This window comes from Nocardia caishijiensis NBRC 108228 (assembly GCF_001612825.1).
Classification (GTDB): Bacteria; Actinomycetota; Actinomycetes; order Mycobacteriales; family Mycobacteriaceae; genus Nocardia; species Nocardia caishijiensis.
On sequence record NZ_BDBE01000022.1, the window covers coordinates 1 to 15,346 of the forward strand.

The window sequence follows — 15,346 nt, forward strand, 5'->3', positions numbered from 1 at the left end:
TTCGTCGCCTACGCACCGGCACCTGATCGTCGGGACGGCCGCGAACCGCCGCTTCGCGGCGATCCCTCCTCGAGGTCGGGATGTTGTGGCTGGGAATGCGGTCATGTCGGTCCCAGTCGTGTGTGTCTGCGAATGCGGTTTCGTCGGTGCTGTCGTGGGTGTCCGGGAATGTGGTTGTGGGGCTTTTTGAGTCGGTGGGTGGTGTGGTGTTCGGCGGATGCTCGGGTGGAGGTCGGCATAGGGTGGGGGCATGGTTTCTGAACGGGATGTCATCGAGTTCGTACCAAAGGGTTTGTGGATCGGGTCGGGGGCGGTGGACGCCACGGGTGGGGCCACATTTGCCGTGCACAATCCGGCTGACGGGTCGGTGATCGCGGAGGTCGCGGATGCGACGCCGGAGGACGCGATGCGGGCGCTCGACGCGGCGGTGGCGGCGGGGCGGGAATGGGCGGCGACGCCGTCGCGGGAACGGGGGGAGATCCTGCGGGCGGTGTTCACCGAACTCACGGCGCGGGCGGAGGAGTTCGCGCTGCTGATGACGCTCGAAATGGGCAAGGCGCTGGGGGAGAGCCGCAACGAGGTGCGCTACGGCGCGGAATTCTTCCGGTGGTTCAGCGAGGAAGCGGTGCGGGTGCACGGGCGGTACCTGCACGCACCGTCGGGCACGGGGCGGATCATGGTGGCCAAGCAGCCGGTTGGGCCGTGTCTGGCGATCACGCCGTGGAATTTCCCGCTGGCCATGGGCACGCGCAAGATCGGTCCGGCGCTGGCGGCCGGTTGCACGATGATCGTCAAGCCCGCCTCGGCGACGCCGCTCACCATGCTCGCGCTGGCCCGCCTGTGCAGCGAGGCGGGGCTGCCCGACGGGGTGCTGTCGGTGGTCACCACGAGCCGTTCCAGTGCCGTCACGGGCCCGCTGATCGACGATCCGCGCCTGCGCAAGCTCACCTTCACCGGCTCGACCGAGGTCGGCAAGAAACTGGTCGCGTCGTCGGCGAACCGGCTGCTGCGCACCTCGATGGAACTGGGCGGCAACGCGCCGTTCGTGGTGTTCGACGACGCCGACATCGACAGCGCGGTGGCCGGTGCCATGCAGGCGAAACTGCGCAACGGCGGGGAAGCCTGCACCGCCGCCAACCGCTTCCACGTGCAGCGCGGTGTGGTCGCGGAATTCACCGAGAAGCTGGTGGCGGCGATGACCGAATCGGTGGTGCTCGGTCCAGGCACCGACGATTCCACCACCCTCGGGCCGCTGGTGAGCGCCGAGCAGCGCGAGACGGTGGCCGAACTCGTCGACGACGCGGTGAGCACCGGCGCGAAGCTGCTGCTCGGCGGACAGACCCCCGACGGGCCGGGCTGGTTCTACCCGGCGACCGTGCTCGCCGACGTGCCGCCCGCCGCCCGCATCCTGCGCGAGGAAGTGTTCGGGCCGGTGGCGCCGATCGTCGCCTTCGACACCGAGGAAGAGGGGGTCGCCGCCGCGAACGACACGCGATACGGCCTGGTCAGCTACGTCTACACCCGCGACCTGGACCGTGCGCTTCGAGTCTCGGAGGCGATGGAGACCGGCATGGTCGGCGTGAACCGGGGCGTCATCTCCGACCCGGCGGCGCCGTTCGGCGGCGTCAAGGAGTCGGGCTTCGGCCGCGAGGGCGGCACCGAGGGCATCGAGGAATACCTCGACACCAAGTACATCGCGCTGTCCTGAGCGAAAAAAGAACCGCCCCGGGGGTGTTGTCGCACCCGGGGCGGCTTTTTGTCAGCGGCGCTCTTGGCGAGCGCCGCGTGGTCGGTGTGGCCTAGCGGCCGAGGCGTCCGCGACCGAGGCGGAGCAGGAGCATGGCGAGGGTGTGGCCCTCCTGGCCGAGCTCGCTGAAGCGTTCGAGCACCTTCATCTCACGGCTGTGCACCAGCCGCGGGCCACCAGAGGCCATCCGGGTACGCCCGATGATCCGCGAGATCTCGCTCCGACGTTTGATCGCGGCGAGGATGGTGGCATCGAGTTCATCGATTTCGAGACGAAGCTTCTCGATCTCCGCCTCCGATTGCGGCAGTGCCGCATCGGACCCGGCGGTTGTAGCGGGGGTGCTCATCATTCATCTCCTCGTGTCAGAACTGGGATCGGTCGATACGGACGTCCTGTTACTACCGATCTGTTCCTTCACCCTGAAAAACTTTCCGGCCTCGGCGCCTGCGGTCACGATATCGGATCGGTTGCCGATCCGGGCGGGCGAAGCAGCGCTGACCATGCGGCCCAGTCTGCCACGGGTCGGTAGGTATGCAAAACAGTTGTGTTTGTGAATCAGCTGAGAACATTCACACGGATGGCTACGACCGCGACGCTCGCCCGGTTCACCCCAGGTTTGCCGGTCGGTGGCCGGATCGACGGCGGTTGGCCGCTTGTCGGTGCCCGCCGGTAGCGTGGACAGACGATGGATATCACGGTCGCTCCCTCCGCAGACGAAACGTCGTCCACCGCGCCGAACACGCCGGTCGCGGCACCGGACAACACCGCCGAACCACAGGGTGACGGCGGTGGCGGTGGTGCCTCGACGCGCGGTCTGGCCGAGGCCGCGCTGCGGCACAGCGCCGAGCAGGAACAGCGCCGTAAGGAGCGCGAACAGCGTCGCGTCGAGGAAACCGAACGCCTCCTCGACGGACTCAATCCACAACAGCGCGCCGCGGTGGTGCACGCCGGGTCACCGCTGCTGATCGTGGCCGGGGCGGGCTCGGGCAAGACGGCCGTCCTCACCCGCCGCATCGCCTATCTGCTCGCCGCGCGCGGGGTGCAGACCGGGCAGATCCTGGCGATCACGTTCACCAACAAGGCTGCTGCCGAGATGCGGGAGCGGGTGGCCGGGCTCGTCGGCCCGCGCGCCGCGAGCATGTGGGTGTCGACTTTCCATTCCAGCTGTGTGCGCATTCTTCGCATGCAGGCGGCTTTGCTGCCGGGCTTGAATTCGAATTTCTCCATCTACGATGCCGACGATTCGCGCCGATTGCTCACCATGATCAGCCGCGATTTCGACATCGACACCAAAAAATATTCGGCGCGACTGCTGTCGACGGCCATCTCGAATTTGAAGAACGAATTGATCGGGCCGGAACAGGCCGCCCGCGACGCCGAGGCCGACGACACCGAACTGCCCGCGCTGGTCGCCCGGGTGTACGGCGAGTACCAGAAGCGGCTGCGCGCGGCCAACGCCCTCGACTTCGACGACCTGATCGGCGAAACGGTCGCCCTGTTGCAGAACCATCCACAGGTGGCCGAGTACTACCGGCGCCGGTTCCGGCACGTGCTCGTCGACGAGTACCAGGACACCAACCACGCCCAGTACGTGCTGGTGCGCGAACTCGTCGGGCACGACGGCGATTCCGGCGACGACCGGGTACCGCCGAGCGAGCTGTGCGTGGTCGGTGACGCCGACCAGTCCATCTACGCCTTCCGAGGCGCGACCATCCGCAATATCGAGGAATTCGAACGCGATTTCCCCGACGCCGAAACCATTCTGCTGGAACAGAACTACCGGTCCACCCAGCACATCCTGTCGGCGGCCAACGCGGTGATCGCCCGCAACGAGGGCAGGCGCGAGAAGAAGCTGTGGACCGATTCCGGTGAGGGCGAGCTCATCACCGGCTACGTCGCCGACAACGAACACGACGAGGCCTCGTTCGTCGCGAAGGAAATCGACCGGTTGGTCGACGCGGGTGAGGCCACCTACGGCGATGTGGCGGTGTTCTACCGCACCAACAACAATTCGCGTGCCCTCGAAGAGATCTTCATCCGCATGGGCCTGCCGTACAAGGTGGTCGGTGGGGTCCGCTTCTACGAGCGCAAGGAAGTGCGCGATGTGGTGGCCTATCTGCGCGTGCTGGAGAACCCCGACGACGCGGTGAGCCTGCGTCGCATCCTCAACACCCCGCGTCGCGGCATCGGTGACCGCGCGGAGGCCTGTGTGGCGGTGCACGCCGAGCAGCGCGACGTCGGTTTCGCGGCGGCCCTGCGCGACGCGGCCGACGGCAAGGTGGCGCTGCTCAACACCCGTGCGCAGCGGGCCATCGCCGGTTTCCTCGACCTGCTCGACGAGATCCGGGCGGCGGGGCAGCGCGCCGACAGTGAGTACCCCGATGTCGGCAACGTGGTCGACGCGGTGCTCGACCGCACCGGTTACCGCGCCGAACTCGAGGCTTCCGACGACCCGCAGGACGGCGCTCGCCTGGACAACCTCAACGAATTGGTCAGCGTCGCGCGCGAATTCAGTTCCGAGGCGTTCAACAACGCCGAGGCCGCGCGCGAGGAGGGCCTGCTGCCCGAGGCGGGCGACGGTGAACCCGAACCCGGTTCGCTCGCGGCGTTCCTCGAGCGGGTGTCGCTGGTCGCCGATACCGACCAGATCCCGGACGAGGGCTCCGGCGTGGTCACCATGATGACCCTGCACACCGCCAAGGGTCTCGAGTTCCCGGTCGTTTTCGTCACCGGCTGGGAGGACGGCCAGTTCCCGCACATGCGGGCACTCGGTGATGCGAACGAGCTGGCCGAGGAACGCAGGCTGGCCTACGTTGGCATCACCCGCGCGCGGCAACGCCTGTATCTGTCGCGTGCGGTGGTGCGGTCGGGCTGGGGGCAGCCGGTGTCGAACCCGGAATCGCGGTTCCTGCAGGAGATCCCGCAGCACCTGCTGGATTGGCGCAGGCTCGAGCCGGTGGTGTCGTCGGTGCAGCGTGGCCGCAGGCGCGGCGAGGACAGCGGATTCGATCGGGACTGGACGCGTGGCGACGGCTGGGATCAGCGGCCGGGGGTGCGCGGCGGCACCGGTACCCGTCGGCCCGCACCGGGTGGCGCGGTCAAGCGCAACAACACCGATCTCGTTCTCGCCGTGGGTGATCGGGTCACCGACGACAAATACGGCCTCGGCCGGGTGGTCGCCGCCGACGGCGTCGGCCCACTGGCGACCGTCACCATCGACTTCGGCACCGCCGGAAAGATCCGGCTGATTCCCCAGTTCAGCCGGACCATCGTCAAGCTCTAACCCGGCAACAGGTCGGTGAGGGCTTTGTCGAGGGTGGGGTAGCGGAAGGTGAAGCCGGTTTTCGGCAGCACCTCCGAGGTGGCGTGGCGGCCGGTGAGGCCGAGTGCCGGGTCCGAGCGCAGGACGACGGCGCCCACCGAAAGCAAAGCCTTCGGTGTCGGCGGGGCAGCCGGACGATGCAGGGTGCGGCGTAGGGTGGCCATGAGTTCCGCGTTGCGGACGGGGTTCTCGGTGGCGGCGACCAGGATGCCGTCGGGGATGCTCACCTCGGGCTCGAGGCCGAGGCAGGCGCGCACGATACGCAGCCAGTCCTCGATGTGGATCCAGCTGAACCACTGGTCGCCGGGGCCGACCCGTCCGCCGAGGCCCGCCTTGGTGAGCTGGCTCAGCCGTTTGAGCGCGGGGGCGTCCGGGTCGAGCACGATCGAGGTGCGCAGGATGGTCCAGTGGTCGGCCTGGGCCGGGTCGAACGCTTCCTCCCACGGTTGCGCGACCCCGGTCATCTGCGGGAGCCCCTCGGGCACCGGTGTCGTTTCCGTGCAGCGGGTTTCGCCCGCGTCGGACCAGATGGCAGTGGTGCTGGCCTGCACCCAGTAGTCGACGGGGGTGTCGCGGGTGCGTGCGGCCGCGACCAGGGCGGCGGTGGAATCGACACGGCTGCTACGCAGTTCGGCGATATTGCGTTGGGTCGGACGACAGTCGACGAGCTTGCCCGCGAGGTTGACGACCGCGATCGGGCCCGGCTCGCGCAGCTCGGCGGCCCAGGCACCGACCGAGCGGCCGTCCCATTCGGTCTGGCGGAACGGTAGTGCCGGGTCGCGGCGCCGGGTGAGCAGGGTGACGCGCTGTCCTCGGCAGGTGAGGTCGGCGGCGATCTGCACACCGAGTGCCCCGGTGCCACCGGCGATCACCACGTTCATGGCGTCATCGGCCGGGACGAGGCCCGCGAGCCGGGCCAGTCGCGAGAAGTTCACGCGCGCAGCGGTTTCGATGAACGGCCCGGCGGCCGCCCGCATGGCCGAGGCGGAGACGCCGGTGAAGCGCAGTTCCTGGGTGACGTCGGTTCCGCCGTCGCGCGGTTCGAGACGCCAGGTGAGCAGCATGCTTCCGGCTGGTTCGGGCTGTTCGACGGTCAGTTCACGTTCCGGCACAAAGGTTTTGACGGTGAAGGCGGCGCCGAACCGCTCGTGCACACGCGCCGCGAGATTCCCGTCGGGCACGTAATCGCCGGTGGCACCGGCCGCGACGGCCCCGTGCAGGTGCACCGCACGCACTCCCGGGTTCCACACGGGCCATTGCGTGAGATCCGCCAGTACCGCCCACACCGATTCCGGTGGCAGGGCGATGAACTGGGTGTACTTCGTTGTACCAGCCATACGAAAACGCTACCCCGCTAGCGGGGTAGCGGAACCGTGCTGCTGGTCACCCCTGCTCAGTCGCGCTGGGCACCGAGGCTGATGCCTCGGGTGGCGAGCCACGGGATGGGGTCGATCTTGTCGGTGCCGTTCTGCCACACCTCGAAGTGCACGTGCGGGCCGGTGGAGAAGCCGCGGTTGCCCATGGTGGCGATCTGGTCGCCCGCCATCACGCGTTCGCCCTGCGAGACCGTCGCGGTGTCGATGTGGCCGTAGATGGTGACGGTGCCGTCGTCGTGCAGGATGCGCACCCACATGCCGAAACCGGAGGCGGGGCCCGCCTCGATCACGGTGCCGTCGGCGACGGCGTAGATCGGGGTGCCGATGGGGCCCGCCACGTCGATGCCGAGGTGCTGGACACCCCAGCGGGCGCCGAAACCGGAGGTGTAGTTACCGGTGGTGAACTTGGCGAACAGGGGCCGCAGCTTGGCGGATTCCTGCGCGGCGAGGTCTTCGGCGAACTTCTGGCCCTTGGCGAGGATGTCGTCGAAGTGGCTCTTGTCGGCCACCGTGGTGGCGTCGAGTACCTGCGGCGAGGCGCCGGTGACGTGGTCGGTGACCTCGGCGGTGCTCATCGACTGGGCGGCGATCTCGTGGATCTGGCCTGCGGCTTCGTAGTCGACGCCAGTGTCGGGCTGCGGTGGGGAGGCCATGGCGGCCTGGCCCGCGGCGACGACCGCGCCCGCGGCGACGGCGATGACTGCGGCGCGGCCCTTCAGTGCGGTGGGCGGTGCGGGCACGCGGTGGGCACCGCCGCGGCGCTCGGCGCGACGCGGTGCGGGTGCCGGGGCCTCGGGTTCGGCGGGTGCCCAGTCGGTTTCATAGGTGCCGGAGTCGTAGGTGCCCGACTCGTCGGCGGTCCATTCGTCCTCGGCAGGGGTCCACGCGGTGTTCTCGGCCCAGGCGTCGTTTCCGGACCAGGAGTTCTCGGTGTGCCACGAGTCGGTGCTCGGCCAGGCGGGCTGCTGCGGTTGCGGCGCGGCGGCGCGGGGGCTGCGCGGGTGCGAGGTGAACTCGTCCGCGTACCGGTAACGGTGGCCTGAGCTGTCGCGATCTTCAACTGGGAAGGTGGAGCGGTGGTTCATCGGCTGCGCCTGACGTTCCTCAAGCTTGTCGTCCTCCTCAGTCCTGACCTGCCAGTCGTGACCTGGTTGTCGTGACCTGGTTGTGACATCGACCGCATTGACGGTAACGAAGCGATTGCAGAGTGGCAAGCGCTGGTCGAGAACCTACACTTTCTTGTGAGATTCGTCACCGTAATGCCGCAGAACAACTCACCGATTCGCGACATCTCGGGTGAGGTCTGTCGACGACATAACGTAGTAGATGGCAGGGCCTTTCCCCTTTAGGCGTTCCGACCTGCCACGGGTGGAAAAACTACTCGCCAGTAGCCTTGGCCAGCGGTTTTGGTGACCTCCCCGCACCCGTCGTGACCTGCGCCACTTAGGATGAATGTGGTCGTTTAGCCCTCCCCGTGACTAGTTAGAGTCCGACCGACCCGCTACCGACGTCGGGCCGCCAACAAAGACGTTGTCATAGCAACGCAGACGAGACGGTGAGTACATGGATCTCTTCGAATATCAGGCGAAGGAGCTCTTCGTTAAGCACGGAGTGCCTTCGTCCGAGGGTCGTGTTTGCGACACGGCCGAAGAAGCACGCGCCATTGCCGAGGAGATCGGCAAGCCGGTCATGGTCAAGGCGCAGGTCAAGGTGGGCGGTCGCGGCAAGGCGGGTGGCGTGAAGTACGCCGCCACCCCGGAAGACGCGTTCACCCACGCGCAGAACATCCTCGGCCTCGACATCAAGGGCCACATCGTCAAGAAGCTCCTGGTCGCCGAGGCCAAGGACATCGCGGAGGAGTACTACATCTCCTTCCTGCTCGACCGCTCCAACCGCACCTACCTGGCCATGTGTTCGGTCGAGGGCGGCATGGAGATCGAAGAGGTCGCCGAGAAGACCCCCGAGCGCCTGGCCAAGATCCCGGTGGACGCCGTCAAGGGTGTCGACCTGGCCTTCGCCCGTGAGATCGCCGAGAAGGGCCACCTGCCCGCCGAGGTGCTCGACGCCGCGGCCGTGACCATCCAGAAGCTGTGGGAGGTCTTCACCAAGGAAGACACCACCCTGGTCGAGGTCAACCCGCTGGTGCGCACCCCCGGCGACGAGATCCTCGCCCTCGACGGCAAGGTCACCCTGGACGAGAACGCCGAGTTCCGTCAGCCCGGCCACCTCGAGTTCGCCGACGTCGACGCGACCGACCCGCTCGAGCTCAAGGCCAAGGAGAACGACCTCAACTACGTCAAGCTCGACGGCGAGGTCGGCATCATCGGCAACGGCGCCGGTCTGGTCATGTCGACCCTGGACGTCGTCGCCTACGCGGGCGAGAACCACGGCGGCGTGAAGCCGGCCAACTTCCTCGACATCGGCGGCGGCGCCTCGGCGGCCGTGATGGCAGCGGGTCTGGACGTGATCCTTGGCGACGCGCAGGTCAAGAGCGTGTTCGTCAACGTCTTCGGCGGCATCACCGCGTGTGACGCCGTCGCCAACGGCATCGTGGGTGCCCTCGAGGTGCTCGGTGACGCGGCCACCAAGCCGCTGGTCGTCCGTCTCGACGGCAACAAGGTCGAGGAGGGCCGCAAGATCCTCGCCGAGGCCAACCACCCGCTGGTGACGCTGGCCCAGACCATGGACGAAGGCGCCGACAAGGCCGCCGAACTCGCCGCAGCCAAGTAAGGAACCGCAAACATGTCCATCTTCCTGAACAAGGACAACAAGGTCATCGTCCAGGGCATCACCGGCGGCGAAGGCACCAAGCACACCGCGCTGATGCTGAAGGCGGGCACCAACATCGTCGGCGGCGTCAACGCCCGTAAGGCCGGTACCACGGTCAAGCACACGGACAAAGACGGCAACGAGATCGAGCTGCCCGTGTTCGCTTCCGTGGCCGAGGCCATGGCGAAGACCGGCGCCGACACCTCCATCGCGTTCGTGCCGCCCGCCTTCTCCAAGGACGCCATCATCGAGGCCATCGACGCGGAGATCCCGCTGCTCGTGGTCATCACCGAGGGCATCCCGGTGCAGGACTCCGCCTACGCGTGGGCCTACAACGTCGAAAAGGGCGAGAAGACCCGCATCATCGGCCCGAACTGCCCCGGCATCATCACCCCGGGCGAGGCGCTGGTCGGCATCACCCCGAACAACATCACCGGCAAGGGTCCGGTCGGCCTGGTGTCGAAGTCGGGCACCCTGACCTACCAGATGATGTACGAGCTGCGCGATTTCGGTTTCTCGACCGCGATCGGCATCGGCGGCGACCCGGTCATCGGCACCACCCATATCGACGCCATCGAGGCGTTCGAGAAGGACCCCGAGACCAAGATCATCGTGATGATCGGCGAGATCGGTGGTGACGCCGAGGAGCGTGCCGCGGCCTACATCAAGGCCAACGTGACCAAGCCGGTCGTCGGCTACGTCGCCGGTTTCACCGCGCCCGAGGGCAAGACCATGGGCCACGCGGGCGCCATCGTCTCCTCCGGTGGCGGCACCGCGCAGGCCAAGCAGGAAGCGCTCGAGGCCGCGGGTGTGAAGGTCGGCAAGACGCCGTCCGCCACCGCCGCGCTCGCTCGCGAGATCCTGGAAAAGGCGTCCATCGCGTCCGCCTGACCCGGTCAGGGCCCGGAGGCGGTAGCTTGCGTAACCACGCAGGGCCTCCGGGGCAGGCGAATTGACACTGCCTGACCCGGTCAGGGCCCGGAGGCGGTAGCTTGCGTAACCACGCAGGGCCTCCGGGGCAGGCGAATTGACACTGCCTGACCCACAATTCACAACGTCGAAGGCCGCTTTCAGGTTTAGCCTGGGCGGCCTTCGTCGATTCATCCACAGGCGGTGGTTCATCCACAGCCGGTATCGGTAGGTGATGACCGCGAGCGTGGCGTGCAGTAGCGTCAGGTACCGGATCAGGCACCAGTCAGTTCGACGCGACCGATGCGCACGACTCGACAAGGAGACGACGACATGTCCTACCCGACAGGGGGCTCCGGGTACAACGCACCCGCGACACCCGCCGCGCCCACACCGGGCCCGAGCACCGGAGCCGCCGCGGCCGCGTCCGTGGACGACGCCGGTGCCAAGGGGCTGCCCTTCATTCTCACCGCCGCGGCCACCGGACTCGGTGTTGTCACCTTCCTGCTCGGCTTCGCACCGTTCCACGGATCCTCCGTCGGGGGAACCACCAGAACGTACGACATGTTCGAATCCGGTGCGGACGAGCTCGTACTGCTGATCCTGGCCGCCGCGATCGTGGCCGGACTGTCGTTGCTACCCAAGCTGGGCAACCTCCCGGTGGCCGTCGCGCTGGCCGCCGCGGGATTCGTCGGCATCGTGGTGTCGTTCATCACCTCCGAGAGCGACCTGGAGTGGGGCGCGATCGTCGTAGCCCTGTTCGCCTTCATCGTGACCGTTCTGCTCGTGGTCGCCGTGCTGTTCCAGTTGGGCATCATCAAGCCGCCCGCGCCGCGACCCGCGCAGCCGCAGCAGCCGGGTCAGTACGGGCAGTACGGGCAGCAGGGCTACGGCCAGCAGGGCTACGGCCAGCCGGGCCAGCAGCAGTCGTTCGGGCAGCAGGGCTACGGCCAGGCGTCGACCGGTGGGCAGTACCCCACGCAGTCGCCGTACGGTCAGCAGAGTTCGCCGTCGGTGCCGCAGGCGCAGCCGTCCTACGGTCAGCCGGGTCAGCAGCCGGGGTACGGTCAGGCGCAGCAGCAGTCGCCCTACGGCCAGCAGTACGGTGCCGCTCCGCAGCAGCAGCCCTACGGTGCGGCGCCGCAGGCGCAGCCGCGTCCGGACGAGAGCGCCACGCAGACCTTCGGTGGTCAGCCTGGTGGTCAGCCGTTCGGTGCGCCCAACTACGGTGGCGCGCAGCAGGGCTCGGCTCCCCAGCAGGGCCAGGCCAAGCCGTTCGGCGGCGAGCAGAACGCCGACCCGGCGGCCGACGCGACCACCGCGTTCCGTCCGAGCGACGACCAGAAGTAGAAGAACCGACGGCTGTCGTGGGCACCGCTTCCCCGGCGCGCCTGACCCGCGCTCGCCGGGGAAGCTGCCACGCTGAATTGTCATGAGTTCTCGTAACGCCCTCGTGCGCCGGACCTCCGGGTCGCGCGGCGGGGCGAGTGCCGCCGCACCGTCCGGGCCGGAACCCGCCTGGTGGTCGCTGCCACCGGAGCGGGCAAGGACCCTGTTGCTCGTCGCCGCGCGGCCGACGATCTGCGCGCTGACCGTGATGGTCGTCGTGGTGCTGCTGGTGATGCTCACCTCGGGCACCGAGCTCACCAGTGCGCCCGGTGCCGTGGCGGCGACCTGGCTCGCGGCCCATCAGATTCCCCTCACCGTCGGCCGGACGACCCTCGGGCTGTTGCCGCTGGTGCCGACCGTCGTGCTGGTGTGGCTGGCTGCCCGCGAATGCGCCAGGGCAGTGCCGGATCGGCCGACTCCGGTCGATCTCGGCTGGCTCGCCGCCGCCGTCCTCGCCGGGCCGCTCGTCGTGACGTCGGTGTGTCTGGCCGTGGTCGGTGACGCCGCGGGCGTCACCCCCCTCGAGCCGCCGGGACCGGTCACGGCGTTCGGCTGGGTGCTGGTGCTGTACCTGGCCGCGGCCGCCGCCGGGATCTGCGGTCGCGCCTGGGATTCGCTGTGCGCGCTCGTCTCCGTCGACGTGCCCGAGTGGGCGGTGCTCGGTGCGCGCGCCGCCCGCCGCACGGTGCTGCGCCTGCTCGCCTGCGCGGCGATGGCGACGGTGATCTCGTTCTGCACGCACCTGTCTCGCGTCGGCGAGACGTACCGTCAGGCGCACGACGTGACCGATGTGCTCGGCATGACCGTGGTCTCGCTGCTCTATCTGCCGAATGTGATCGTCGGCGCCGCCGGGATGCTCAGCGGTGCCGCGGTGCAGTTCGGGGCCGGGTCGGTGGGGCTGTTCGGGGTCAGCGCCGGACAGGTGCCGCCCGTGCCCGCGTTGATTCCGCTGCCCACCGGGCCCGCCTCGGCCTGGTGGCCGGTGTTGCTGCTGGTTCCGCTCGCCGTCGGTGTGCTCGGCGGTGTGGAACTCGGTCGCACCAGCGACGACCGGCCGGGCGCCCCGTGGGCCACGCTCACCTGTGCGGGACTGTCCACCTTCACCTTTCTGGTCCTGGCGGTCCTGAGCAGCGGTCAGCTCGGTGCCGTGGGCTGGGTGGGGCCCGACCTGCTGATGCTCGTCGTGTTGATGGTCACCTGGATCGGGTTCGGTGGCTTCGTCGGCATGGTCTTCGCCCGCCGCTTCCTCGCACCGGCCACCGGGTACGCCGATTACGCCTACGACGAGGACGACGACTACTACTACGAAGACGACTACGCCGACGACGACGAGTACACCGACGACGACTACGCCGACGACGACGAATACCCCGCCGACCCGGCCGTGGAAGTCGACGCCGAACTCGTCGAGGACATCGACGACGAACCCGAGGTGAGCATCGCCGCCCCCGGCTCGGTGACCCCGCCGACGGACGAGATCGTCGACGCGGAGGTGGTGGAGCCGGACCTGCCGGAGGGTGACGGGGACACCGGTCGTTAAGCTCGACCCGGCGCACTGTCGACCGCCGCCACCCGACCACACGCAGGAGTAGAGCGCTGACGTCCTCGTTTGCCCCGTGGAAGCCCGCACGGACCCCGGCCACCGTCGTCGTCCTCGCCTCGGGCACCGGCTCGCTGCTCAACGCACTGCTGGCCGCCGCCCGCGAGCCCGGTTATCCCGCGAAGATCGTCGCCGTCGGTGTGGATCGCGTGTGCCAGGCCACCCAGCACGCCGAGGCGGCGGGGATCGACCACTTCCGCGTCGCGGTCAAGGATTTCGACGACCGTGCCGCCTGGGATCGCGGGCTCACCGATGCGGTGGCCGCGTTCGAACCCGACCTGGTCGTCTCCGCGGGCTTCATGAAGATCGTCGGCCCCGCGTTCCTGGAACGCTTCGGTGGCCGGTTCATCAACACCCATCCCGCGCTGCTGCCGTCGTTTCCCGGTGCGCACGGCGTGCGGGACGCGCTGGCCTACGGCGCCAAGGTCACCGGCTGCACGGTGCACCTGGTCGACGGCGGGGTCGACACGGGCCCGATCCTCGCGCAGGAGGCGGTCGACGTGCTGCCCGGCGACGACGAGGCCGCCCTGCACGAGCGCATCAAGGTTGTCGAGCGACGGTTGCTGACGCAGGTCATCGCCGCCGTCGCGACGCGAGGCATTGTCTCCGACGGACGAAAGGCAGAGATACCAGATGAGCGAGCACACCGGTGAGTGAACGTAAGGCGATCCGCAGGGCGCTGGTGAGCGTCTACGACAAGACCGGGCTCGTCGAGCTGGCCACCGGACTGCACGCCGCGGGCGTGGAGTTGGTGTCGACCGGTTCGACCGCGGGCAAGATCGCCGAGGCGGGCATTCCGGTCACCCGGGTCGAGGACCTGACCGGTTTCCCGGAGACCCTCGACGGCCGCGTGAAGACGCTGCATCCGCGCGTGCACGCGGGCATCCTCGCCGACACCCGCCGCGCCGAGCACCTCGACCAGCTCACCGAGCTCGGCGTCGAAGCGTTCGAGCTGGTGGTGGTCAACCTCTACCCGTTCACCCAGACCGTTGCCAGCGGCGCCGGGGTGGACGAGTGCGTGGAGCAGATCGACATCGGCGGCCCGTCGATGGTGCGTGCCGCCGCCAAGAACCACCCGTCGGTCGGCGTGGTCGTCGACGTCACCGACTACGACGACGTGCTCGCCGCCGTGAAGTCCGGTGGCTTCACCCTCGCCGAGCGGACCGCGCTGGCCGCCAAGGCTTTCCAGCACACCGCGAACTACGACGTGGCCGTGGCGAGCTGGATGGGCTCGGTCGCCGTGCCCGCCGTGCAGCCCGAGACCGAGCAGTTCCCGGGCTGGGTCGCCGGTTCGTGGGAGCGTGCCGCGGTGCTGCGGTACGGCGAGAACCCGCATCAGGCCGCCGCGCTGTACACCAGCAACGACGGCACCGTCGGCATCGCCCAGGCGCAGCAGTTGCACGGCAAGGAGATGTCGTACAACAACTACACCGACGGTGACGCCGCCTGGCGCGCCGCGTTCGACTTCGACGAGCCCGCCGTGGCGGTCATCAAGCACGCCAACCCGTGTGGCATCGCCGTCGGCGCCGATATCGCCGAGGCGCACCGCAAGGCGCACGCCACCGACCCGGTGAGTGCCTACGGTGGCGTGATCGCCGCCAACCGTGAGGTGAGCGTCGAGATGGCCGAGCAGGTCGCCGAGATCTTCACCGAGGTGATCGTGGCTCCCGGCTACGCGCCCGGTGCGGTGGAAGTGTTGCAGCGCAAGAAGAATGTGCGCGTGCTGGTGGCCGAGCCGCCGCAGCGCAAGGGGGTGGAGCTGCGTCCGATCAGCGGCGGCGCGCTGCTGCAGGACCGCGACGTGCTCGACGCCGCGGGCGACGATCCGGCCAACTGGACCCTCGCCGCGGGCGACCCGGCCGACGCCACCACCCTGGCCGACCTCGAATTCGCTTGGCGCGCTTGCCGTGCCGTGAAGTCGAACGCGATCCTGCTGGCCGACGACGGCGCCGCTGTCGGCGTCGGCATGGGTCAGGTGAACCGGGTCGACTCCTGCAAGCTCGCGGTGGAACGCGCGGGGGAGCGGGCCAAGGGTTCGGTCGCCGCCTCGGACGCGTTCTTCCCGTTCTCCGACGGTCCGCAGATCCTGGTGGCCGCGGGCGTGCGCGCCATCGTCCACCCGGGTGGTTCGATCCGCGACAAGGACACCGTCGAACTGTGCAAGGAAGCGGGCGTCACGCTGTACCTGACGGGTGCGCGCCACTTCGCGCACTGAGTCAGCTCGTCCCGCAACG

At 68.7% G+C, this 15,346-nt stretch carries 11 protein-coding genes; 8 read left to right on the plus strand and 3 right to left on the minus strand.

Going from position 1 to position 15,346, the window contains the following annotated elements:
- The first annotated feature begins 250 nt into the window (after window positions 1-250).
- Entirely contained in the window at window positions 251-1,708 is a 1,458-nt protein-coding gene (locus NC7_RS05880; RefSeq protein ID WP_067979963.1) for an NAD-dependent succinate-semialdehyde dehydrogenase, read from the plus strand.
- A 91-nt stretch (window positions 1,709-1,799) separates the two neighbouring features.
- Here NC7_RS05880 and NC7_RS05885 read toward each other — a convergent pair whose 3' ends face one another.
- The gene (locus NC7_RS05885; protein ID WP_084458054.1) at window positions 1,800-2,093 is read right to left on the minus strand and encodes a chorismate mutase; all 294 of its coding nucleotides are present in this window, start codon (window positions 2,091-2,093) and stop codon (window positions 1,800-1,802) included.
- A gap of 339 nt (window positions 2,094-2,432) precedes the next feature.
- Between NC7_RS05885 and pcrA the strand changes: the two genes are divergently transcribed.
- Window positions 2,433-5,030 (plus strand): DNA helicase PcrA, encoded by a 2,598-nt coding sequence (pcrA, locus tag NC7_RS05890; protein ID WP_067979968.1) that lies wholly within the window; start codon window positions 2,433-2,435, stop codon window positions 5,028-5,030.
- Here pcrA and NC7_RS05895 read toward each other — a convergent pair.
- Window positions 5,027-6,406 carry a DUF1731 domain-containing protein gene (locus NC7_RS05895; protein WP_084458030.1) on the minus strand — a complete coding sequence of 460 codons (1,380 nt, stop codon included), beginning with the start codon at window positions 6,404-6,406 and terminating at the stop codon, window positions 5,027-5,029. The genes pcrA and NC7_RS05895 overlap by 4 nt on opposite strands.
- Before the next feature lie 56 nt (window positions 6,407-6,462).
- Window positions 6,463-7,530 carry a M23 family metallopeptidase gene (locus NC7_RS05900; protein ID WP_067979971.1) on the minus strand — a complete coding sequence of 356 codons (1,068 nt, stop codon included), beginning with the start codon at window positions 7,528-7,530 and terminating at the stop codon, window positions 6,463-6,465.
- A 478-nt stretch (window positions 7,531-8,008) separates the two neighbouring features.
- On the opposite strand from NC7_RS05900, the gene sucC reads away from it, so the two are divergent.
- The 6 genes from sucC (at window position 8,009) to purH (ending at window position 15,327) form a co-directional block, all read left to right on the plus strand.
- The gene (gene sucC, locus NC7_RS05905; RefSeq protein ID WP_067979973.1) at window positions 8,009-9,175 is read left to right on the plus strand and encodes an ADP-forming succinate--CoA ligase subunit beta; all 1,167 of its coding nucleotides are present in this window, start codon (window positions 8,009-8,011) and stop codon (window positions 9,173-9,175) included.
- A gap of 12 nt (window positions 9,176-9,187) precedes the next feature.
- Window positions 9,188-10,105: a succinate--CoA ligase subunit alpha gene (gene sucD, locus NC7_RS05910; RefSeq protein ID WP_067979976.1), complete on the plus strand. Its 918-nt coding sequence runs from the start codon at window positions 9,188-9,190 to the stop codon at window positions 10,103-10,105.
- Window positions 10,106-10,456: 351 nt separating this feature from the next.
- On the plus strand, window positions 10,457-11,473 hold the full coding sequence (locus tag NC7_RS05915; RefSeq protein ID WP_067979979.1) for a DUF5336 domain-containing protein: 1,017 nt from the start codon (window positions 10,457-10,459) through the stop codon (window positions 11,471-11,473).
- An 82-nt stretch (window positions 11,474-11,555) separates the two neighbouring features.
- Window positions 11,556-13,052 carry a cell division protein PerM gene (locus NC7_RS05920; protein WP_084458032.1) on the plus strand — a complete coding sequence of 499 codons (1,497 nt, stop codon included), beginning with the start codon at window positions 11,556-11,558 and terminating at the stop codon, window positions 13,050-13,052.
- A gap of 56 nt (window positions 13,053-13,108) precedes the next feature.
- On the plus strand, window positions 13,109-13,765 hold the full coding sequence (gene purN / locus NC7_RS05925) for a phosphoribosylglycinamide formyltransferase (protein ID WP_084458034.1): 657 nt from the start codon (window positions 13,109-13,111) through the stop codon (window positions 13,763-13,765).
- Entirely contained in the window at window positions 13,762-15,327 is a 1,566-nt protein-coding gene (gene purH / locus NC7_RS05930) for a bifunctional phosphoribosylaminoimidazolecarboxamide formyltransferase/IMP cyclohydrolase (protein ID WP_067979990.1), read from the plus strand. The genes purN and purH overlap by 4 nt, the downstream gene beginning before the upstream one ends.
- The last annotated feature ends 19 nt before the right edge of the window (window positions 15,328-15,346 follow it).

Excerpts from the sequence above, each read along its gene's own strand:
- NC7_RS05885 (WP_084458054.1), bottom strand. The coding sequence starts at position 2,093 with ATGAGCACCCCCGCTACAACCGCCGGGTCCGATGCGGCACTGCCGCAA.
- NC7_RS05920 (WP_084458032.1), top strand. The coding sequence starts at position 11,556 with ATGAGTTCTCGTAACGCCCTCGTGCGCCGGACCTCCGGGTCGCGCGGC.
- pcrA (WP_067979968.1), top strand. The coding sequence starts at position 2,433 with ATGGATATCACGGTCGCTCCCTCCGCAGACGAAACGTCGTCCACCGCG.
- sucC (WP_067979973.1), top strand. The coding sequence starts at position 8,009 with ATGGATCTCTTCGAATATCAGGCGAAGGAGCTCTTCGTTAAGCACGGA.
- NC7_RS05915 (WP_067979979.1), top strand. The coding sequence starts at position 10,457 with ATGTCCTACCCGACAGGGGGCTCCGGGTACAACGCACCCGCGACACCC.
- NC7_RS05880 (WP_067979963.1), top strand. The coding sequence starts at position 251 with ATGGTTTCTGAACGGGATGTCATCGAGTTCGTACCAAAGGGTTTGTGG.
- sucD (WP_067979976.1), top strand. The coding sequence starts at position 9,188 with ATGTCCATCTTCCTGAACAAGGACAACAAGGTCATCGTCCAGGGCATC.
- NC7_RS05900 (WP_067979971.1), bottom strand. The coding sequence starts at position 7,530 with ATGAACCACCGCTCCACCTTCCCAGTTGAAGATCGCGACAGCTCAGGC.
- NC7_RS05895 (WP_084458030.1), bottom strand. The coding sequence starts at position 6,406 with ATGGCTGGTACAACGAAGTACACCCAGTTCATCGCCCTGCCACCGGAA.